The 22662-nt window shown below is 45.0% G+C and carries 19 protein-coding genes and 1 tRNA gene; 12 read left to right on the plus strand and 8 right to left on the minus strand.

Going from position 1 to position 22662, the window contains the following annotated elements; genetic code table 11:
- Positions 1-6 precede the first annotated feature (6 nt).
- Both A7981_RS00815 and A7981_RS00820 read right to left on the minus strand, forming a co-directional pair.
- A complete protein-coding gene (locus tag A7981_RS00815) occupies positions 7-456 on the minus strand; it encodes a response regulator (RefSeq protein ID WP_067262673.1) in 450 nt (149 codons plus the stop codon).
- On the minus strand, positions 449-1822 hold the full coding sequence (locus A7981_RS00820; RefSeq protein WP_067262675.1) for a CHASE3 domain-containing protein: 1374 nt from the start codon (positions 1820-1822) through the stop codon (positions 449-451). Before A7981_RS00820 ends, A7981_RS00815 begins: the two co-directional genes overlap by 8 nt.
- 289 nt (positions 1823-2111) lie before the next feature.
- Here A7981_RS00820 and A7981_RS00825 point away from each other — a divergent pair, with 289 nt between their 5' ends.
- On the plus strand, positions 2112-3431 hold the full coding sequence (locus A7981_RS00825) for a hemolysin family protein (RefSeq protein WP_067262677.1): 1320 nt from the start codon (positions 2112-2114) through the stop codon (positions 3429-3431).
- A gap of 74 nt (positions 3432-3505) precedes the next feature.
- On the opposite strand, the gene A7981_RS00830 is transcribed toward A7981_RS00825, so the two are convergent.
- Both A7981_RS00830 and A7981_RS00835 read right to left on the minus strand, forming a co-directional pair.
- Positions 3506-3778 (minus strand): HU family DNA-binding protein, encoded by a 273-nt coding sequence (locus A7981_RS00830; RefSeq protein ID WP_067262679.1) that lies wholly within the window; start codon positions 3776-3778, stop codon positions 3506-3508.
- A gap of 159 nt (positions 3779-3937) precedes the next feature.
- Complete coding sequence (locus tag A7981_RS00835; protein WP_067266326.1) at positions 3938-4225, minus strand: PsiF family protein; 288 nt, start codon at positions 4223-4225, stop codon at positions 3938-3940.
- Positions 4226-4486: 261 nt separating this feature from the next.
- Between A7981_RS00835 and A7981_RS00840 the strand changes: the two genes are divergently transcribed.
- The 5 genes from A7981_RS00840 to A7981_RS00860 all read left to right on the plus strand — a co-directional run bounded on the left by A7981_RS00840 (position 4487) and on the right by A7981_RS00860 (position 12133).
- Positions 4487-4687, plus strand: coding sequence for a hypothetical protein (locus A7981_RS00840; RefSeq protein WP_067262681.1), 201 nt, complete (start codon positions 4487-4489; stop codon positions 4685-4687).
- A 302-nt stretch (positions 4688-4989) separates the two neighbouring features.
- The gene (locus A7981_RS12230) at positions 4990-5607 is read left to right on the plus strand and encodes a PEP-CTERM sorting domain-containing protein (protein ID WP_067262684.1); all 618 of its coding nucleotides are present in this window, start codon (positions 4990-4992) and stop codon (positions 5605-5607) included.
- Positions 5608-5926: 319 nt separating this feature from the next.
- Entirely contained in the window at positions 5927-6682 is a 756-nt protein-coding gene (locus A7981_RS00850; protein ID WP_067262687.1) for an ABC transporter substrate-binding protein, read from the plus strand.
- A gap of 39 nt (positions 6683-6721) precedes the next feature.
- Positions 6722-10942, plus strand: coding sequence for a response regulator (locus A7981_RS00855; RefSeq protein WP_067262690.1), 4221 nt, complete (start codon positions 6722-6724; stop codon positions 10940-10942).
- A gap of 30 nt (positions 10943-10972) precedes the next feature.
- Entirely contained in the window at positions 10973-12133 is a 1161-nt protein-coding gene (locus A7981_RS00860) for a two-component system response regulator (RefSeq protein ID WP_067262693.1), read from the plus strand.
- Between the two features lie 200 nt (positions 12134-12333).
- On the opposite strand, the gene A7981_RS00865 is transcribed toward A7981_RS00860, so the two are convergent.
- Positions 12334-13440 carry an NADH:flavin oxidoreductase/NADH oxidase gene (locus tag A7981_RS00865; protein ID WP_067262696.1) on the minus strand — a complete coding sequence of 369 codons (1107 nt, stop codon included), beginning with the start codon at positions 13438-13440 and terminating at the stop codon, positions 12334-12336.
- 103 nt (positions 13441-13543) lie between these two features.
- Between A7981_RS00865 and A7981_RS00870 the strand changes: the two genes are divergently transcribed.
- The 3 genes from A7981_RS00870 (at position 13544) to A7981_RS00880 (ending at position 15557) form a co-directional block, all read left to right on the plus strand.
- Positions 13544-13852 carry a helix-turn-helix transcriptional regulator gene (locus tag A7981_RS00870; RefSeq protein WP_067262699.1) on the plus strand — a complete coding sequence of 103 codons (309 nt, stop codon included), beginning with the start codon at positions 13544-13546 and terminating at the stop codon, positions 13850-13852.
- A 254-nt stretch (positions 13853-14106) separates the two neighbouring features.
- Positions 14107-14955 (plus strand): archaetidylserine decarboxylase, encoded by an 849-nt coding sequence (gene asd, locus A7981_RS00875; protein ID WP_067262703.1) that lies wholly within the window; start codon positions 14107-14109, stop codon positions 14953-14955.
- Positions 14956-15086: 131 nt separating this feature from the next.
- Positions 15087-15557, plus strand: coding sequence for a cytochrome c (locus A7981_RS00880; protein ID WP_067262706.1), 471 nt, complete (start codon positions 15087-15089; stop codon positions 15555-15557).
- Between the two features lie 55 nt (positions 15558-15612).
- Here the strand turns inward: A7981_RS00880 and A7981_RS12040 are convergent, their stop codons facing one another.
- On the minus strand, positions 15613-15885 hold the full coding sequence (locus tag A7981_RS12040; protein WP_165595524.1) for a hypothetical protein: 273 nt from the start codon (positions 15883-15885) through the stop codon (positions 15613-15615).
- 62 nt (positions 15886-15947) lie between these two features.
- Here A7981_RS12040 and A7981_RS00890 point away from each other — a divergent pair, with 62 nt between their 5' ends.
- The gene (locus A7981_RS00890) at positions 15948-17816 is read left to right on the plus strand and encodes a methanol/ethanol family PQQ-dependent dehydrogenase (RefSeq protein WP_067266329.1); all 1869 of its coding nucleotides are present in this window, start codon (positions 15948-15950) and stop codon (positions 17814-17816) included.
- Positions 17817-17855: 39 nt separating this feature from the next.
- Here the strand turns inward: A7981_RS00890 and A7981_RS00895 are convergent, their stop codons facing one another.
- On the minus strand, positions 17856-18287 hold the full coding sequence (locus A7981_RS00895; protein WP_067262714.1) for a hypothetical protein: 432 nt from the start codon (positions 18285-18287) through the stop codon (positions 17856-17858).
- Between the two features lie 307 nt (positions 18288-18594).
- On the opposite strand from A7981_RS00895, the gene A7981_RS00900 reads away from it, so the two are divergent.
- Positions 18595-21399 (plus strand): EAL domain-containing protein, encoded by a 2805-nt coding sequence (locus tag A7981_RS00900; protein WP_082889169.1) that lies wholly within the window; start codon positions 18595-18597, stop codon positions 21397-21399.
- Positions 21400-21431: 32 nt separating this feature from the next.
- Here the strand turns inward: A7981_RS00900 and A7981_RS00905 are convergent, their stop codons facing one another.
- Entirely contained in the window at positions 21432-22124 is a 693-nt protein-coding gene (locus A7981_RS00905) for a uracil-DNA glycosylase (RefSeq protein WP_067262716.1), read from the minus strand.
- Between the two features lie 220 nt (positions 22125-22344).
- Between A7981_RS00905 and A7981_RS00910 the strand changes: the two genes are divergently transcribed.
- Positions 22345-22418 (plus strand) — tRNA-Cys (locus A7981_RS00910).
- The last annotated feature ends 244 nt before the right edge of the window (positions 22419-22662 follow it).

Here is a 22662-nt window from a genome sequence, read left to right on the forward strand (position 1 = left end):
CTAGGACTATTGGGTGAATTCAGGGATCTTGTTCAAGATGGTCCAGTAACAGCCTACTTTTGAAACCTCTTCAACGAATTTATCGAACTCAACCGGTTTGACGAGGTAGCTATTGACACCCAGTGCGTAGCTTCGGACGATGTCTTGTTCTTCTGCACTGGATGTCAACATCACTATCGGAATCATCTTTGCAGTGTCCGAGGCTTTTAGCCGCTGTAGTACCTCGATACCGTCTATTTTTGGCATTTTCAGGTCAAGTAATATGAGTTTCGGTTCTTTTTTGGATCGATTTGCATAATCCCCAACACGAAATATGTAATCCAAAACCTCTTGCCCATCCTTCACCCAAACTACCTCATTTGTCAGGCCTATCTTTTTAAGTGCCCGCATGGTCATCTCCGCATCGGTCGGACTATCTTCCGCAAGCAGGATACTCACTGGCTGTAAATTACTCATCTCTAGCTCCTAAAGGTAAACTAAAACTAAAAATACTTCCTTCACCTAACTGGCTTTCTGCCCATGCATGGCCGCCATGCCGCACGACGATTCTTTGTACGATCGCTAGCCCTACGCCAGTTCCAGGGAACTCATCTGTGCTATGCAACCGCTGAAAAACCCCAAATAGCTTGTTGTAGTAGCGCATATCGAAACCTGCGCCGTTATCATGTATCTCATAGACGACATCACTCCCTTTTTTGGCAGAAGTGATCTCTATTTTCGGGTCATTTTTCTTACTGCTGTACTTCACGGCATTGGATAACAGATTCATTAGCACCTGTTTGATGAGTGCCCGATCACCCCATATAGGCAATAGCTGGTTCGTATTTAAAGGAGGAAGAGGGGTTTGATGCGCTAACTGGATGTCTTTCCATACTTCATCGACTAGATGCGCCATGTCGATCTCCTCTGCTTGGATCGATTTACGGCCTGAGCGCGCAAAATCCAGAAGGTCATCAATCAACCTACCCATTTTCTGGCTGTTTGACCTAACAACAGTAAGTAAACGTTTACCTTCATCATCCAATTGCTCTGCATAGTCTTCTTCAAATATTCGGGAGTAGCCATCTATTGCCCTTAACGGCGAGCGCAGATCGTGCGATACCGAATAGCTGAAGCTTTCTAACTCTTTATTGGCCATTTCTAGTTTTGCACTGGTTTGTTCGGCATTGCGCTGGGCAATGACGCGTTTCTTGATTTCCTGTGAGGTAAGCCAGAATGAGATGAGTAATAAAACAATGGCGGATAGATTACCCATAATGATGTATTGCTTGGTCGATATGCCATCAGCTTCCACGATCTTGGAACGTTGATCCAACAACTGCTCTTCTAATATCGACATGTTGGCAATATGTACTCGAATCTCATCCATGGTCATTCTGCCGTTAACCAGCATGCCCTCTAAATCAGGATTACCTTTCCAACCGTTTTTCTGTTGGTAGGTGATGCTTAGTTCCAGATAGCGCAACTTACTTTTGACAAGATCGCTAAAGGTAAGAACAGCTTCATATTGCGGTTTGTTGTTGATGGTCAGTTGTTTGAGAAGCGCGATCTCTTTGGGCAGGTTATGCAGCGCTTTATTGTAGGGCTCAAGGAATCTCTCGTTATTAGTGAGCAGATAACCGCGTTGGCCCGTTTCGGCATCTTTCAACTCTGAAAGTGCCACATTGAGCTGAAGAAGGACACTATAGGTATGATCCACCCAGCGAGAGCTGGCGATGAACTGGTTGGTGCGCTGATAAGTGATATACGAGATCGTGATGAGTATCAACACCGCGGATGCTAATCCTAAGGTTGTCAGTGTCTCTTTACGAACATGAATCATAAAGCCCACTCCACTTAAAAACACGAGAAAGTACACCTACTTCACTTGAATCTACCAAAGCCTTAAAGTCGTTGGCATTCTAATTGTAAGTAATTGTAACTGCATCTTAAGCCAATAAAAAATTATTGGGGAGTTTATTTATATATTATTTAATCAAGTGCTTACTGAATGAACAATTATTGTCAGTTGATGAGATATCGTTCTTTTGATGAACGCTATTTAGTAATTTCTGGCAGAATACATCCATCGGAATAACAAGAAAGGAATAGGATTCACCAGAATCCGTCACATGGGTAGTAACCTGCTGTTAATTGTTTTTGCATTTTTTCTGGTACTTCTCAATGGATTTTTCGTCGCAGCCGAATTCGGGTTGGTCAAATTGCGGCAGACGCGCGTGCGTGCCATTGCCAAGGCTTTCGGCTGGCGTGGGCGTATGCTTGCTCAGGTGCATCGCAGTCTTGATGCTTATCTTTCCGCTTGTCAGCTAGGCATCACCCTCGCTTCCCTCGGCTTGGGGTGGGTAGGTGAACCTGCTTTTGCCCAATTGATCGAGCCACTACTGAGCCAGCTTGGCATTGATAATGAAAAAATGCTGCATGGCATCTCCTTCTTTGTGGCTTTCTTTACTATTTCCTATTTGCATATCGTGGTTGGCGAACTGGTGCCTAAAACCCTCGCCATCCGTGCGGCAGAAAAAATCGGCTTATGGACCGCGCCCCCGCTCTATATATTTTATTGGGTCATGTATCCCGCTATCTGGATACTTAACCAAAGCTCGAATCTTGTCTTGCGCGCCTTACATCTACAATCCATTAACCCGCAAGAGAGTCACTACTCAACAGATGAACTTAAGATGATTTTGCGTAGCTCACGAGCTGACGATAAATTCAGCCAGGCTGAGTGGCGTGTACTAGCGCAAGCCATGGATTTTAGGGATCTTGATGTATCCGATTTGATGCGTCCTTTTCATGAGGCAGTCGTGTTGCATGAACAAGATACGCTTGAAGAGAATATCAGCCGTATCACCCAGCACCGTTATAGCCGCTACCCGTATCTGGATAAATCGGGTGAAGTACTAGGGATGATCCACATGAAAGATATCTTCATTGCCAGCCAAAAAGGCAATCTGGGTGAGCATCTGGATGATCTGGTGCGCCCTATCGAGATCGTTTCTCCTGATTTGCCCGCGACTGAATTATTCCGTCGATTCCAGCAAGGAGCTCCACACATTACGGTCGTTGGTTATGAAGGTAATCCGCCGGTTGGGTTTATCACTCTGGATAACCTGTTAGGTGCATTAGTCGGTGAGATTCGTGATGAATTCCGTCAATCGCAAAGCGAATGGACAAGACTGGATGATGGTTCATTATTGGGTAAAGGCAGTTTGCCTATCCCAACCTTGGAGCGCACATTGGGCATAGATATCGAGTCAGATACTGCCGATACGATTGCTGGCCTCATCCTCTGGAAGCTTGGTGACCTGCCTGAAGAAGGGCAAAAGATCGAATTTGAGCAATTTGCCATTGTGGTCAAAAAAATGACAGGGCCGCGTATATTATTGGTACGCGTCTATCCCACGATATCAGCGGATACATCGATCAATCATTAAGATAAAGATGAGAGATTAAATAAAAACGCCAGCATGTAGCTGGCGTTTTTATTTAATCGGGTATGTCGAAAGATTTAGTTGACTGCGTCTTTCAGTGCTTTACCAGCAGTAAATGCAGGAACCTTGCGAGCAGCAATCTTGATCTCTTTACCAGTTTGTGGGTTACGGCCAGTACGTGCAGCACGGCTGCTTACCTTGAATGTACCGAAACCGATCAATGCTACTGGCTCACCTGACTTCAATGAAGAAGTGATGCTATCGGTAATTGCGGAAAGTGTCTTGCCAGCTGCTGCCTTTGAGATACCAGCCTCTGCTGCGATAACAGCGATAAGTTCAGTTTTATTCACTTAATTAGTCCCTAGTGGTTTATTGGAGAGCTTATCTTAAACTATTTTTTGGTGATGTGTAGTGGCGAACCTCACTAAAATCGCACGATTTCAGCGATATGAGCAGGTTTAAGGCGATTTTTTTCAAAATTATTCCGTTTTTGCTCTGAAGTTCGCCTGCTAACTCGATAAGCAACTTTTCATAAAGGCTTTTCTTTCGTCGCCTTTTAGCATCTTTTCTCCGGCACTTTGATTACAGGTTTTCATCTTTGTGTGCTGAGAATTGACGATTTCTTTGTCAGCCGATAAACAGTCTTTCATAAAAGCTCTGCGTTCATCACCTTTAAGCGCTTTTGTTGCAGCATCTGCATTACATGACTTCATTTTCTCTTGTTGTGGCCCAGCAAAAGCTAAGGAACTTACGACAATGCTTCCCACAATGAATAAGCCGATTAAGTATTTCTGCATGATGGTCTCCTCATAAGTTTTTAGATGCACTACTTTTAAAATCCAGAGCAGCATATATAGTCGACTTAAAGTCATGCTTAATCAATATGTGGCTGAAAGTAACTTTACAAATAATTAGGTTAACTCGTGCTGTTTTTTTTAGGCTTTTTACATTACGTAGGCGTCGATGACAATTTTTAGTAATCTCATGCATATATAGTTCACATTGTGTCAATTACGAGGCAGAATGGAACGGTTGAGTTTCAATCTCGGGGAGCCTAGATGTCGACTTTATATCGCAATGCTGGAGAAAAGAAACAAGATGTCATCGTAGCGAATATCGTGGTAGATAATGCTGTGCGTTACTCGCTTACCGAGGGCGGGCGATATTTACCGTTTAACGAGCTTGAAAAAGAGCTCATGCGTGAAGAGAAAGCGCTTGCCATGGCCAGATTGGCGATTGATAGGGCGATGCAGTTTTAGTATTTGATATTTTCGACTGCTTAAATTCTTGTGGGTTTTTCATCAAAACGGTTTAAGGGCCAACGATATTTCAGCGATTGATCATCTAACTGGTTTAATCTCGTGTCATATCAGTAGTAAATAATAAAAAATCCTGCCGATTTTTTATTAAAAATCAATCAATTATATTGAAAAATATAATCTATGATTAAACTTCAATGCTTTTGTCATAATCAGGCATGAAGTTTGCGTATAATATCTAGTTATTATTCAGTAGTTTTGACTTTAGTGTTATAAAAAATAGTATTCAAATAGGGGTAAAAATGAAATATTTTCGTTCATTATTGGTTGTTGCAGCGATTGCATTCGCTAGTGTTGCTCATGCGGCAGGCGAGTACACTGTAACTTCCTCAGCGTCAGATCTGGGTGGCAATACATGGCAGTTTGATTACACGATCACTAACGTGAATCAAGGTACTGCAGGTAGCACCTACGGGTTTGATGGTTTTGCGATCTTCATTCCAGAAACAGCCGTTGTAGTTTCCACTACATCACCAGCGCCTTATGCTGGATCGCCGGGTTACTGGGGTTTCACTGTATCACCTACAACTGATCCTGCTTTTTCAGGTTATTCAGTTGGTCAGTGGTGGGGTTACAACGTAGAGTCCGTATATCCTACAAGTTCTGTAGTTAACTTCAGCATTACTTTGAACAATGTTGCTTCTGGTTCAAATGCTGCTGGTTTAGCTTCATATTGGGGTTTTAGCAGTGAGCCTTCAGCGAACTTCTTTAACTCTTATGGTAACTATACGTTGTACGTGACTACGATTGAGAACTCACCAATTGCTGCAGTCCCTGAGCCTGAGTCATATGCGATGTTGCTTTTAGGAGTTGGTTTCATTGGTTTGTTAGCAAGACGTAGAAAAAACTTGCTGGCTTAATTAGCTGGTATGTATATAAAAAACGGGAGCATTGCTCCCGTTTTTTTATTGTCTGCGTATATCGTGCGTATTCCAGAGCAATGTAACCACCCATTAAATCCAAAGTAGTTAACTGTTCTCAGGGGTTGCCGAAAGTAAACGCTAACTGAATGTCTGTTATCGACCCAAAGCAGACTCTCAATATTAATTTATTCAATGTATCTTCGCTTGTTTTAAAACCTCGTTTTAAAGAAAGTTACGATTGGCATAGTTCTAATTGACGGCATGATTAAATGTGTTCAGAATCATTCAGAACTCCATTTAAAGCAGCCGCAAAAAAATGAAAAATATAATGCGTTTACTGTTTTTGCTTTCCTTTTCTCTGGCTTATTCATGCGCCGCTGCCCAAGACTTAAAAATTATTTTCTCAAAATATACCCCGCCCTATGTATTTGAAAACGAGACCGGGATAGTTGTAGAGATTGTACGTACTGCATTAGAAGATAAAGGCTATAAGATAAAGCCGGTGTATGTACCTATAGGTCGTGGTTTCAAGATGTTTTCTGACAAGGAGGTGGATGGCACTACCATTATTCAGGAAAACACAGGTCTGCAAGCTTATTATTCCGATGATTTCATGCAATACCATAATCTGGCATTCGCATTGAAATCTCGGAATTTCGATATACGGAGCATCAATGATCTCAGAGGTAAAACCATTATCGGCTTTCAGAGGGCAGATAGGTCACTAGGCGAGGATTTTCGGGAGATTGTTACACGTAACTCCAAATATAAAGAGCTAGCTCAACAAGAAGCTCAGGTACAAGTACTGCTTTTAGGGCGAACCGATATTGCAGTCATGGATGAGAGTATTTTTCAGTATTATCGACAGCAACTCATTAACGAAGGCAAGGCTGACAAGAATCAGGAATATGTCGGTTTCGAGATTTTCTCACCCACACCTTACAAAGCGGCATTTAAAGATCCTCAAATCCGGGATGCTTTTAACAAGGGTATTGCTGCGATGCGTAAAGATGGCCGATATGAGGCCATCTATCGTAAATACAACGGGCAGTTCTTCCCCATAAAGAAATAGGAGATGAGCTAAAGCGCTTAGCCATAACTTTTAACAACTATGAATAGATCACTTCGAGCCAAACTGGCAATTCTCCTGATTATAACGGTCACTGCTGTACTTGCTGTCTTTGGAGTTTATGGCCATCTCCAACTTAGGGAAGAGTTAAATAAAGATTTTATAGTGACTGAGAATGCCACACTTGAGCGTGTGTCTGAAAGCGTGGCAACGCCAATGTGGGAAGTCAATATTGACGCTATCACTAATATTCTGCACGCGCAATTCAGAAACCGGGATATCACATTCCTGCGAGTGGATGATAGTAATGGCAAGTTAATGGCCGCATTGGAACGGGATGTTCATGGCAATATCCTCCCTACGCAAAAAATTCCAAAACCTGATGACCTTGTAGTCAGCCAAGATGTATTTCATATCGACGATGTCACTGAGCGTATCGGAAAATTAACAATTGTTTTCACGCGCAATCGATTGGATGACACAATCGCCAGAAATGCTCAGCGATTAGTGATGGAAACATTGGTGATTGTAATAACACTCACATTCCTGCTGCTAATTAGCTTACGAATCATCTTTAAACCTATCAGGGAGCTCCGAGATGCTCTTATGCAACTGGCTAATAACAATGAGACTGGTCAGGGAAATATCTCTGAGTTACCTGAAAGTCCCCACAGAGAGCTTGCTGATGTTACCCGTGGTTTCAATCTAACTTTACGCAAGATTCGTGAAGAGGCTAGGCTAAAGGAGACAATTTTGTCTAGCAAAGCGCAGGCCGGTGAATTATCTCAGCAGTTGCAAGCCGCAGAGGATTACGTCACTTTTGGCCAACGAATGCTTAAATATCTGACCCAATGGTTAGGCGCCGATATTGCAGCCTTTTTCATAAGAGATGAAACTGGAGAACAATTCGAGTTCGTTGCAGGCCATGGAATAAGCGCCGCTCAGCGGAAGACTTTCCATTCAGGTGAAGGGCTCATTGGAGAAGCGGCACTCATTGGCGAGATAGTGACCTGTCGTGATCTAAGCCCTGATATGGTACTTATCGAATCATCTATCATCTCCACTGTACCGCGTGTTGTCTCTATCGTACCGGTTGTCGGAAGCGATGGCACTTTAGCTGTCATCGAGCTTGGTTATTTGCATGAGCCGCATTATCAGACCGAAATCTTGGCAGATGCGCTCCCAGTTATAGCTTTCAGTCTGGAATTGTTAATGAGCAAGCAGGCAATGCTTGAGGAAGTGAAACGCAAGGAAGAACAGCAGCAAGCGCTCGCAGATACCGAGGCTTGGTATCGTAGCATCATCGGTTCTGCCCCAGATGGCATGTTAGTCGTTGATGCGGGTGGCGTAATCACGCACTGCAACAACAAGATGGAAGCCATCTTTGGTTATAGTCAAGATGAGATGCTCGGAATGTCTATAGATATGTTGGTGCCGATGGATATAAGAGGCCACCATTCTCAATTAAGAGAAAGTTTTTTTGCTAAAGGTGGCTCACGCTCTATGGGCGAGGGCAAGGAATTAAACGGGTTACGGAAGGACCATAGCACTTTTCCCGTGGAAGTTAGCCTATCACTCTTACCTGCACTAGGTGGGCGCGGCCCAAGCGTATGTGCCTCAGTGCGTGACGTTACTCAAAGGGTCGCCGCAGAGAAACTCGTTCGGGAAAGTGAGAAACAGATTCGATTGATGCTGGAATCCAGTCCGGTTGCAGTTCGCGTTGCCAGCAGCGAAAGTGGTCATATTGTCTTTGCAAATCGGTCGTATGCCGATATGTTTGGCATTGACCCGACCAACATGGTTGGTTTAGATCCTGCTCGTTTTTATCAGAATGAAACTGATCTGCAGTCAGTCATGCAGCACCTTTCCGATCAACAGGATGTCATCAATCATCCGATTGGTCTCGTGCGGGAGGATGGTGCAAAGATATGGGTGCTTGCTTCGTACTTCCATATTCAATATGGCGGCGAACTATGCATTCTTGGTTGGTTCTTCGATGTCACTGAGCTCCGCCGCGCCAAAGAATTGGCAGAAGACGCTACTCGCATGAAGTCGGATTTCCTAGCTAATATGAGCCATGAGATCCGTACTCCGATGAATGCCATCATCGGAATGGCTCATTTGGCTCTCAAAACAGACTTAACACCTCGCCAGCGCGACTATGTGAAAAAGATACAAAACTCCGGCCAACATCTTTTAGGCATCATCAACGACATCTTGGACTTTTCCAAAATAGAAGCTGGTAAGCTGACTATGGAAAGTGCCGATTTCGAGCTGGACAAAGTGCTGGATAACATCAGTAACCTGATCTCGGAGAAAGCCTTCGCTAAGGGGCTGGAGCTGGTATTTGATATAGAGTCAGCAGTACCCAATCATCTCAACGGCGACTCTTTGCGCTTGGGTCAAGTTCTCATCAATTACGCCAACAATGCAGTCAAGTTTACTGAACAGGGCGAGATCGTGATATCGGCGCGCATATTGGAGAAAACTAAAGAGAACGTCCTTCTTGAGTTCTCTGTGCGCGATACTGGAATCGGCCTTACAGAAGAACAGCGAGGTAAGCTGTTCCAGTCATTCCAACAAGCCGACACCTCGACCAGTCGTAAGTATGGAGGCACCGGGCTTGGGCTTGCGATATCTCGACAACTAGCCGTTCTGATGGATGGCGAGGTTGGAGTAGAAAGTGAATATGGCAAGGGCAGCCGATTCTGGTTCACAGCACGCCTGGGTATATCCAACAACAAATCTAAACCTTTGATCCCTAAGCCCGACTTGCGTGGGCGCCGTATACTTATCGTAGACGATAACGAGATTGCTCGTCAGGTGCTTCAAGAGATGCTTGAAAGCATGACTTTTAAGGTCAATCAAGCTCCGAGCGGAGAGCGTGCACTCGAGATGATCGCTGATGCGGATAGTAACGGTGATCCTTTCGAAGTGGTATTGCTGGATTGGCGCATGCCATTGATGGACGGGATTGAGACCGCGCGTAATATCCGCAAACTACGCATACGACGTCAACCGCACATGGCGATGGTCACGGCCTATGGGCGTGAAGAAGTCATCCGCGAAGCAGAGAAAGCTGGATTTCAGGATATCTTGATCAAACCGGTGAATGCATCGATGCTGTTCGATACCACTATCCGCATTCTGGGAGATACCGAGACTGAATCTCGTTCCAGTGCCCGCGACGTTTCGACCACGGTGGAGGATCTTGCTGTCATTAAAGGTGCCTCCATCTTGTTGGTGGAAGATAACGAACTGAACCAGGAAGTCGCCAATGGCCTGCTATTAGATGGTGGGTTCAAAGTCGACATTGCAGAAGATGGCGTGCAGGCCATACGCATGATTAATGATAAAGCCTATGATGCCGTTTTAATGGATATGCAGATGCCTGTGATGGATGGCATTACTGCTACCATCGAGTTACGCAAACAACCAAAATTCGCTAGCCTGCCAATCATCGCTATGACCGCGAATGTGATGGAGCAGGATCGTCAGCGCTGCGACGAAGCTGGCATGAGTGATTTTGTTGCTAAACCAATCGACCCAGATGACTTGTTCTCAGTTTTGCTGCGCTGGATCAAACCAAGAAATGCCAAAACTCCCAAAAAAGAGCGTTCACGCAAACCTAAAGATATATCGATCACGATTCCTGTAATCGATGGCCTTGATACTGAATTGGGTCTCAAGCGTGTGTTGGGGAAAGCCCCTCTTTACATAGTACTTCTTAACAAATATGTCGTTGGTCAAAGTAAGACTGCGGAAGTGATCCGGCAGTCCTTATTAGCTAAAGATATAGACCTAGCTGAACGTACAGCCCATACAGCAAAGGCTGTATCTGGCAATATCGGCGCCACGAAATTGCAGGAACTCGCCGGAGAGCTGGAATCCATGATTCATAAACAAGATTCTTTTGATGCCATCGAATCCAAACTTGAAATCTTTGCCTCGATGCAAGAGGCGATGGTCACTGCAATTCGGCTTGCCCTTCCAAATTCTGATGAGAAAACGATCCTGATCGATGAAGTAGTGTTATCCAAAGTATTAAGAAGCCTGTCCGCCGTACTTGCTGATAACGATAGCGAAGCCAACGACATATTGGAGTTGAATTTCGCTTTATTAAGAGCTTCCACTGATCATGAGCGATTCACAGCCCTTGAAGGTGCCATCGCCCGATTTGATTATGAAACAGCACTTAATCATGTGGTGCAGATTGCCACCCTAAGGAATATCGCGCTTGATATGCCCACAACGCCCAATTGAGCTCGCTCAAACAACCAAAGGAGCTATCCCATGAACGATTCTACCTATATCGACAAACCCACTATCCTTGTCGTTGATGACACACCAGATAATCTTAGTCTCATGAGTGGTATTCTTAAAGATAGCTACAAAGTTAAAGTCGCCAACAGCGGTGAGAGAGCACTCCAAATCGCAGATTCGGTGCCATCTCCTGACCTGATTCTCCTTGACATTATGATGCCAGGAATAGATGGCTACCAAACTTGCACTCGTTTACAAACCCATGCTAATACGCGAAATGTACCTATCATTTTTCTCACAGCAAAAGCTGAGGTAGAGGATGAGACTTATGGTCTTGAATTGGGCGCTGTCGATTACATTACTAAACCAATCAGCCCACCTATCCTGCTTGCAAGAGTCAAGACCCACCTTGAGCTTAAACGCGTACAGGATTTTTTACGCGACCAGAATCAATTTCTTGAAGCTGAAGTACAAAAGCGTACAGTTGAGGTCATGGCGATTCAAGATGTGACCATACATGCTATGGCCTCGCTTGCCGAAACGCGTGACAACGAAACCGGCAATCATATTCGTCGCACCCAACACTACATCAAAGTACTGGCCGAAAAATTACGACATCATCCTCGATTTGCTTATTTCCTCGATGATGACAAAACGCTCGAGATGCTATTCAAATCAGCGCCACTCCACGATATTGGAAAAATTGGCATACCAGACCGTATTTTGCTTAAACCCGGCCGTTTTGAGCCTGAAGAGTTTGAGATCATGAAAACGCATACAACGATCGGACGAGACTCAATTCAGCATGCTGAGCAACAGCTAGGCATAGAGGTGCCTTTTTTGGCCTTAGCAAAAGAGATCGCATATGGGCATCAGGAAAAATGGGATGGTAGCGGATATCCGCAAGGCCTTGCAGGCGACGATATTCCTATTTCTGCCCGGCTAATGGCTGTGGCCGATGTTTACGATGCGCTGATTAGTAGACGTGTCTATAAAGAAGGGATGCCACATGAAAAGGCTGTTGAGATTATTCTGCAGGGACGAGCCCAGCATTTTGATCCAGATATGGTTGATGCCTTTATTGAGTTACAGGATGAGTTCAGACAAATCGCCGCTTCACATGCTGATAATGATGAGGTAATGGCTGAAAAAGCTAGCTATATGGAGATAGCTATTGCTGAGAAAATTTAACGAATTCACTTCTATAACCACTGGAAATTGCTAATTGATTATTCATTACCACATACGTGGTAATAGCCAAGATTACCGTCTTTATCAAATTCAATCGCTAAGTCTTTTAGGACTTAATTGATGGACGTCCGCTTCTGACCGAAAGCAGACATAGGAGGGAGGGTTATTCCCAACCATCCCCCATTCACTAGCTTAATTGATCAATCGGCTGTAGGGCTTTTATATCTAGACAACCAATGTGCATAAGGGGGTGGCAACACCCATGCTGGGCTGTCTTTACCCAAGACTTTCGCTGCTTCATAAGGCCAATTAGGATTTTCTAAATGAGCGCGGCCTATCATGGCTAAATCAAGTTCCTCATTGCGGATTGCCCCATCGGCCAACTTCGGTGCTCCAAATCCCCATGCGGAAGACACAGGAATTTTCGCCTCATTTCTGACACGTTGCGCTATGGGCGCCATGAAAGCGGGCCCCCAGGGAATATTGGTCTCTGGAATGGTGAAGCCTACGCTGACGCTCAGCATGTCTAGTCCATTCTGCCGCCATTCGGTGACTAATTTAATAGACTCGGTTAATGTTTCCTCATCCTTGCCATCGAATTCGAGGACACCGAACCGTGCAGTCAATGGCAAATTGTCTGGCCATACTGTTCTGACTGCGGCCAATGTTTCAAGGCTGAAACGTGCTCTATTCTCATAACTGCCCCCATACTGATCCGTTCTGTGATTAGAGTGTGGTGAGAAAAAACTCTGGGCTAAGTACCCATGAGCAAAGTGCAGTTCCAGCCATTCAAAACCAATATCAAAAGCACGCTGTGCGGCTTTGACAAAATCCTGTTGAACACGCTTTATCTCATCCACTGTCATTTCGGTGGGAATTCTTGGAAGGTCACCACCAAACGCAATAGCCGAAGGCCCTATGGGTTGCCAGGCATCTGCTCTGTCTGCAGGAATATGATCATCGCCCTCCCAGGGTATATTGGCACTGGCTTTACGACCTGCATGCGCGATCTGTATGCCAGGCACCGATCCTGCATCTTTGATTGACTTTACTATCTCACGCAGCTCTTCTGCCTGCTCATCGTTCCACAGGCCTAGGCAATAAGGAGTAATGCGTCCTTCCGGGGCAACTGCCGTCGCTTCCACAATGACCAGCCCACTTCCGCCACGGGCCAAACTTGCGTAATGGACTTTATGCCAATCGTTTACTACTCCATCTTCAGCCATATATTGGCACATAGGAGGTATAGCAATCCGGTTTTTAAGAGTAATGCCTTTAAGTTGGTAGGTTGAAAATAAATCTGACATGCGAAGTCCTTTAAGAAATCCAGAAATCAATTGGGAAATAAGTATTAATGTTCGAATATAATCGAACTATAGAATAATTTCAAGTCATGTGTTAAATTCAGTCATGCGCAAAATTAAACATCCCACCATAGATCAGGTAGAGCTCACGGACATCATGTATGCCCTCTCCGATCCAACGCGTCTTGAAATAGTTGAGTTGTTAGGCAAAACCGGTCGAAAAATGACCTGCGGTGAACTTGACCTGAATCGACCCAAGTCCAGTATGTCTCATCACTTTAAAATATTGAGGAGCGCGGGGCTCGTCGAGACCGTAATTGATGGAACCGAGCACATGAATTCGTTGAGGATTGCAGAGATTGAAGTAAAATTTCCGGGTGTATTGAGTGCTGTCTTGAAAGTCCGTGCTAGCTAGCTGGAATCAATGGAGCAGTGACTGCTATTGGCTACCAGCTGACATCTAAATTTTCAGAAATTTCCTCTAAATAATATTTAGGGCTGTTTGACCTTTAATAATTGATCAATATTGGACTGGCGCTTGATTTGGAATAGGTGGCTATTATAAGTGTGGAATAAATGCTGGATTTGGTTGGAATAATCATCTCGTAAATGACGGCGCTTAAGAATTGCTATAATGCCTATTCTCTGTAATTTATATAGGCATCCCTCGTGTTTGAACGATTGGCAGTCATTACGCAGTATGTATTACCTAAGCAACTGATTACTGTGCTTGCTGGCAAATTTGCCGGCGCTCAAGCTGGCTGGTTAACGACCAACGTCATTCAGTGGTTCATTCGGCGTTATGGCGTCAATATGGCTGAGGCTGCGAATCCTGATGTCACAGCATATCCAACTTTTAATGAGTTTTTCACCCGTGCATTAAAGTCTGGCGCTCGCCCATTGGCCGAAGCGGATTTTATTTGTCCGGTTGATGGGGCGATCAGTCAATTCGGTGCCATTGAGCAAGATCAGATATTTCAGGCTAAAGGACATGCATATTCAACCACTGCACTTGTAGGGGGTGATGTTGCGCTAGCTGCTCAATTTGAGCATGGTAGTTTTGCTACCTTATACCTTAGCCCTAAAGATTATCATCGTATTCATATGCCATGCGATGGGCGCTTGGTTCGTATGATCTATATTCCGGGAGCATTGTTCTCGGTGAACCCGACAACGGCGCGCGGTGTGCCGGGACTCTTTGCCCGCAATGAGCGTGTAGTTTGTGTGTTTGAATCTGAGCATGGCCCATTTGTTTTAACGCTGGTGGGCGCAACGATCGTGGGTAGCATGGCTACTGTATGGCATGGTGTGGTGAATCCGCCACGCAGTTCAGTGATTCGTGAGTGGCAATATCAGGATCAATCATTGATCTTTAAAAAGGGAGATGAAATCGGACGCTTCTTGCTTGGCTCAACAGTAGTGATGCTGTTCCAGAAAGATACGCTGCATTTCGATGCTACATGGCATGCGCAAAAACCTATTGTGCTTGGGGAGGCGATGGCTAGCAAGGTAGTCTAAAGCTTGTTTTTGCTGTTTACCCATCAGTCTTTTCTTACAAATGATTAAGAAGAAATCCTATATTTGATGGGGATTCCATCATTTATGCTCTGTTTGTGTTCGTTGATTGAAGAACCTGACAGGAGCGTAAAATGAAGCAACTAATCACCCTATTTTTAGTAACAACTGCATTATCTTTTGTTAGTGCTACTTATGCTGCACCAGTGCAATTTGTCGATACGCAAGAAGGTAAGCCGATGAAGATCGATGCGGCGCTTTTTGATACCGATCAATCCAAGAAATTTTTGGAAACGGGGAATAATCCTTATATTGGGAACGCAGAAGCCGCCGCTCGCGGTAAAAAGGTATTCCAGCTCTACTCATGTACGCAGTGCCATGGTGGTAATGCGCAAGGTCAGACAGGCCCAGGTTTAGTCGGGCCAAATTTTCATTATGCAAAGAATGCCACCGACAAAGGGATGTTTGAGACTATCTGGCATGGAACGAATGGTGGGATGGGTGCAAAAGGCAAGGGTCTGATGGATCCCACAGACGCAGATAATGGCATGACGCCTGATGAAGTATTAAAAGTCATCGCATGGTTACGTAGTGGCGCCAAATAATTTAAGCGCGCTGGCTTTTAGTTCTGCTCTAGAGTTAGAGAATTAGCTTTAATAACTAGCTTAAATAAGTAAAAACCTCGTTGAATGTCACTGCTAGAATAACGCTTTGGTTAAAGACGTCTGGCAGATTCATGAGGTTTTTTCTTATTTTGCTTTGTTTCATGTTGATGGTGGATTCACAGATTCTATCTGCAGCACCTGCACCTTGGTTTTTATGGCAAAGCAAAGTCAACTCAAAGATCATCTGCTCGCAGGTTCGCCCCGGTGATGGCTGGTATAAGTTACATGGATCTTTCAATAATGGCCGATGCCAGTGATGTTGACACATAAGTCATTATTCTGCAGTTTCCAATTATCTTGATCGACCTCAAATCGATATTCACTAAAGCTATGTTAAACAGTAGCCTTGCTTGGCTATGCCTTTTGATAGGGCCGGCATGCGCTATACCGGCTTATGCAAAAGATGCATTAGCTGTGCTAATGAAGGATGATGCGCAGTGGGTAAGTCAACGTAAGGATTATGCCAATCAGGGATATAGCGGTCTCAAGCAAATCAATCAGCAGAATGTTAATCAGCTAAAGGTCGCTTGGACATTTGCTCTGGGTGTTAATCGTGGGCATGAAGGTGCGCCTTTGGTGGTCGGCAACCTGATGTACGTGCATACGGCTTTTCCTAATAATGTCTATGCCTTGGATCTGAACAATCATCAAAAGATAGCGTGGTCATATTTCCCCAAGCAAGACGCCATCATACAAGCATTATTGTGTTGCGACAGCGTGAGCCGTGGTTTGGCGTATGGGGATGGCAAGATATTCTTACAGCAAAACGATGGGGTTCTGGTGGCACTGGATGCAAAAACTGGCCAGTTGATTTGGCATGTTCAAGTGACCGACCCTAAGACTGGTGCGACGAATACGAATGCGCCGCATGTGTTCAAAGATAAGGTGTTAACCGGTTGTAGTGGTGGGGAATTTGGGATTCGTTGTTTTATCGTAGCCTATGATATCCATGATGGATCACTGGCTTGGAGAGCCTATAGTACAGGGCCAGATAGTGATGTGCTGATAGGAGCCGGTTTCAATCAGGCGAATCCGCATTACAGCGCACTAGCAGTGTATGAGGATGTGAATGGGGGTAATCGAGAGGGTGGTTCATTCAGAGCATTCTCAAAAGACAAACTGACCTATCCTGAAGCTGAGCTTGGCGTGCGTACCTGGTTAAAACCACAAGCGCTCAAGCAGGGCTGGGAGCATGGCGGCGGCCCTGTGTGGGGCTGGTTCTCTTATGATCCTCTATTAAACCTGATGTATTACGGTACGGGCAATCCCTCCGTATGGAACCCTGATGTACGCCCCGGTGACAATAAATGGGCGATGACTATTTTTGCGCGTGACCTTGATACGGGTATGGCGAAGTGGGGTTACCAAGTGACTCCCCATGATGAGTGGGATTACGATAGCGTGAATGAGATCATTCTTTGGGATGATCATCATCGAAAACTGGCTACACATTTTGATCGCAATGGATTCGCCTATACCTTCAACCGCGCTGACGGAACATTACTGGTGGCCAAGAAAATGCATCCTTTTGTGAACTGGGCAACGAGCATCGATCTTACTACTGGTGTGCCGCAGAAAGATGGGCGTTATTCAACCCATGAAGATAATGCAGTGCAAGGCATTTGTCCTGCTGCAATTGGAGCAAAGAACATACAACCATCTGCCTACTCTCCGAAGACCCATCTGTTTTATGTACCGCTTAACCACCTATGCATGACCTATGAAGCGGCAGAAGCCAAATACGTTGCAGGTCAACCATGGGCTGGGGCTAGCATCACGATGTTCCCAGGCCCTGATGGGGTGATGGGTGGTTTTATGGCTTGGGATGGCCTCAAAGGGCAATCTGTTTGGTATAACCGCGAGAAATTCACGCCTTGGAGTGGGGTCTTGGCAACGGCTTCAAATCTTGTCTTTTATGGCACGCTTGATCGATGGTTCAAGGTATTGGATGCCAAAAGTGGCAAGTTACTTTGGAAAGCTCAAGTGGGTTCCGGCATCATCGGCAACCCTATGACCTATACCCATCACGGGAAACAATATGTCGCGGTGTTCTCTGGTATTGGTGGTTGGGCGGGCATCGCCCTTAACTTGGGGCTGACTGCTGATTCCGACGGCGCAGGCACTGCGGGTGCTTATCGTGAATTATCACAATACAATGCTGCCCCAGGTGGGGGAGCATTGTATGTATTCAGTTTATAGCGAGACTACCTTATAGCTTAGGGTTTAGGGCATAGGGAGTTAAGACTTAGGCGGTACTACGATTTTGCTGCTCGCTATACTGGCGATGATTTTCAATAGTTCAGTATCTCTCATGGCTGCCAGTTTCAATATACCAGCCCGCAATAGCTCGCTCTTTTTGACTGTTTGTCCTTTCGCTAAGCATCGTTCTTTCAGTTGCTGCAATTTGGCATACTCATCTGAAGGGATCGCGTAACTATCGCGAATCAGCTTGGGTTTCTTTAGCTGGGGTTTCTTTGGATCTACCTCTTTTGGCTTAATCTTTTTTGGATTTACTGGCTGCTTTGCTTCGGCGCTATGGGCGACGGTTTTCTTTGCTACTGTTTTTACTTGGCCTGTTGTAGTTTGCTTACCCGGTTTTGCTGTAACGGTTTCAGTCTCGGTTAACTTTGTTGGCAAAGGCTTTTTTGTATCTGTTTTCTTGGCGGCCATCTATATTGTCTTTAGTAAATAGGTAGCTTGCAGTATATAAAGTTTGCCCTGCACACATGTGTGATTGTTTGATGAATTTTTTATGACGATTTTAATAATAATGTGCAGGCGGGCTTGGTTTTTCAGCTGATTTAAGGAGTTTTAATAGAAGTAAATCAGCGTGTAATTCGGTATCTATATGAAATCAATTAGTTTTATCAAGATGGTGTAGAATTTACCAGAATACTTTTGATCCTTGCGATGTCATTCCGGTGCTTGACGCTCGCAACCCCACTCTAATTAGAGGTGTTGATAAAAGGTGGCATAGATGAGCGTGCCTAATCAGGATGATTATCTGCAGTTGGAAACTAGTTTCCTAAAAAAGAAGCGCCTGCTTTTTGTGCAGAGCAGGTTGCGCTCATTTTTACTCTCTTGTTTTATCTTCATGGTATTACTCAGTGCTACTTATGGTTTGTGGCATAGCGCAAATAAAGCAGCAATGAGCGAATTGCAAGCGCATTTCGATTTTCGCGTACGCGATACCATTAGCCTTATTGAACAGCGTATGTCGACTTACGAGCAGGTATTGCGTGGAGTTCAGGGATTACTGTCTGCTTCTCAGATGGTTGAACGTGACGAGTTCAAACAATATGTTGCTGCACTGAAACTTGATGAGAATTATCCTGGTATTCACGGTGTGGGTATCGCTACGATTGTTCCCTATGCAGAAAAATCTGAGCATGTCAGGCAGATACGCAGTCAGGGTTATCCCGGTTATGACATCAAACCTGCGGGTAAGCGAGCCGTGTATGTGCCGATAACCCATATGGAGCCTTTTACGGGCGCTAACCTAAAGGCATTCGGGTTCGATATCTATTCGAAACCCGAACCTTATCCGGCGATGGATAAGGCACGCGATTTAGGCATCGCGATCATTTCCGGCAAGATCAAACTGGTGCAGGATGCTGACAATGCAGCTGAAGTACCGGCGTTCGTCATGTATCTACCCTTCTATGAAAAAGGGGCTACGGTTAATACGGTAGCGCAGCGTCGTGCCCATACACTTGGCTGGGTCGATGCACCTTTCAGAATGGCTGATTTGATGGATGGCTTGGGGGGCGAGCGTGCATCTGACTTAGCTGTGCAGATTTATGATGGTGATGAAGTATCAAAAAAGACCAAGATGTATGAATCCATTGATATGTCTAAAGTGATGCTTAAGCATTCGCCTTTACTCAAGGCCACTCGACAGATGGAAGTCGTGGGTCATCACTGGACGCTAGTGGTGCAATCTCTACCTTTGTTTGAAGCCCAGCTTGATACAGAGAAGGCGCATTTTATTGCCTTTACCGGCACGACGCTGAGTTTTTTACTGGCTTGGCTGACATGGTTGCTGACGACTGGTCGTAGCCGCGCAATCGTCGTGGCCAACGCCATGACGCGCGAGTTACGCGAGAGCGAAGAGCGCTGGAAGTTCGCGCTTGAGGGGTCGGGTGATGGTGTATGGGATTGGGACATAAAGACTGGCCGTGTATTTTTATCCAAGCGCTGGAATGAGATATTAGGGTTTGACGATGTAGATACAGAAAAATATTTTGAGCAATGGAAGCTCTTGATTCATGAAGCCGACTTTAAGGAGACCATGGCTGTTTTGCAGGCCCACCTGAACAAACAGACTCCCACTTACTTTCATGAGCATCGTGTCCGTTGTCAGGATGGTAGTCTCAAATGGATACTGAGTCGTGGCATGGTGATAAGTCGTGATGTGCATGGACAGCCAATACGTATGCTGGGTACTTATACGGATATATCAACACGCAAGATGGCAGAAGCGCAGATCAGCCAACTTGCGCATTATGACGTACTGACTAATTTACCCAATCGCGCCCTGCTTCTGGATAGATTGGAGCATGAGATCAAAAAGACCAAGCGGACGGGTGCTCCTCTTGGATTGATGTTTACGGATATCGATCATTTCAAGGAAGTCAACGATACGCTTGGTCACCATATCGGCGATCTGTTGCTCAAAGAAGCGGCCCAACGCTTGCTAAGTTGTGTTCGTGAGACTGATACAGTGGCGCGGTTCGGTGGCGATGAGTTCACGATCATTCTGGGCGAGTTGGATGATATGGGCAGTGTGGATCGTATCGCCAAGGATATTCTTCACAAGTTGTCCCAACCCTTTGAGCTTGATTGTGAAGTGATTTATGTCTCTGTCAGTATCGGTATCACGCTGTATCCGCATGATGCGATAGGCGCCGAGGGGTTGCTGCAAAATGCAGACCAAGCCATGTATTCTGCAAAATCGCAGGGCCGCAATCGTTATAATTATTTTACCCGCTCCATGCAGGAGGCAGCCCAGACAAGAATGCGGCTCGCCAACGATCTTCGTACTGCCGTATCGAGTAACCAGCTATTTGTGGTGTACCAGCCGATCATTGATCTTACTACCGGGCTAGTACATAAAGCCGAAGCGCTGGTGCGCTGGCAACACCCTACCCGTGGACTTGTAAGCCCTGTTGAATTTATCCCGATTGCGGAAGAGACCGGGTTGATCATCGATGTGGGGAATTTTGTATTCGAGCAGGCTGCGATGACCGTCAAACGCTGGCGTGAATCACATCATCCTCATTTCCAGATTAGTGTTAATAATTCTCCCGTGCAGTTATATCAGGCGAATGAGTCGAACATCGATTGGTTTAGTACGCTGAAAGCGTTGGGCTTGAGCGGGCAAAGCATCTCCATAGAGATTACAGAGAGTTTGTTGATGGATGCCAGTGATATTGTCAGAGAGAAATTGCTGGCTTTTCATGATGTCGGTATGCAAGTGTCTCTGGATGATTTTGGCACAGGGTATTCATCACTTTCCTACCTTAAGAAATTCGATATTGATTACCTTAAGATAGACCAATCCTTCGTGCGTAACCTGACTTCTAACTCAGAGGATCATGTTTTGTGTGAGGCGATTATCGTGATGGCACATAAGCTCAATATTAAGGTGATTGCTGAAGGGGTTGAGACGGCAGAGCAACGCGATCTGCTATTTGCCGCTGGCTGTGATTATGCGCAAGGGTATCTGTTTGCCAAACCTTTAACGGTTAAGGATTTTGAAACCTTCATTACCTTGGCTTGATGCTAAGTCACCTGCATTAAAAGTGAGCTGAATTACCAGTCTATAGCAGGTTTGTGTAATCTGGATAAAGCTGCATTGGCTTGACTGAAAGGCTTGCTACCAAAGAATCCCCGATATACCGATAGCGGTGAAGGATGTACAGATTCGATCACGATGTGATGTGCTGCAATCAGCGCCTTATACTTTTGCGCATCTCCACCCCATAAAATAAAGATGATGCTATCTGGCCTTGCACCCAGATATTGCATCAGTGCCTGCGTGAATCGCTGCCAGTATTTTCGGTGGGCGCCTGCGATACCACCTTTTGTCGTTAATGCGGCATTTAGCAATAGCACTCCCTGCTCCGACCAGCGGCTTAGGTTTCCGGAAGAAACTTTGGATTCTCTGCCGAGATCGCTTTCTAATTCTTTCAGGATATTTTTAAGTGATGGTGGCGGGCGTACACCATCAGGTACGGAAAAAGATAATCCGTGTGCCTGTTGAATGCCTTTGTCTTCACCGTGATAGGGGTCTTGCCCGATGAGCACAACATTCACTTGTGATGGCAATACTTTGCGCAAAGCCTCAAACCATAGCCCCCTTCTTGGTCTGATATCCTGCTCATTAGCTAACATATCGGATATCTGGGTATAAAGGCTCGGTAGGTGCGGGATGGTAGTTGCCCATGCGGATGGCAGCTCTTCTAAGGGTGTCGTAGTTTCTTGCGGCTTATTTAAAATGCTCATGACGTCATTTATCTGGTTAGTTTGCGTATTGTTGCATGAATCTTTTTCTAGATGATTGCTTGAGGGAGGATTTGTTTAAATGTCGGCGATACCATAAAGAATTGTGCTTAGAGATAGTGTGTGGGCATCAGACTTCTATCCATTGCTATCTTTTGTGCCTTTTAGGGCTTGATAAGCGGGAGCATCGTCGCCATATTATACAAAACATCATAAAAGTTATGGTCGAGTGGCCGAGAGAATAGGCGAAAGATTGCAACTCTTTCTACGTTGGTTTAAGTCCAGCCTCGACCTCCACATAAGATTGCTGTAAGAAGCGATAATAAACAAAGGCCTCATTAAGAGGCCTTTGTTTATTATGTTGTTAGCTATGTAATTAACCTATCGTCTATATGAAAGCATGTTTTAATATCAAGCCAGCGGTATATTTTTTGCTTTTTAAATTAAGTGCTTATTCAGAAAGTGAATAGGTTAATAAGCACAAATATGGATCAAGAGTATTCTTGATGTTTTGCAATTAATGAATGAGAGTCGATGAGGA

This window comes from Methylovorus sp. MM2, from assembly GCF_001648895.1.
GTDB lineage: Bacteria > Pseudomonadota > Gammaproteobacteria > Burkholderiales > Methylophilaceae > MM1.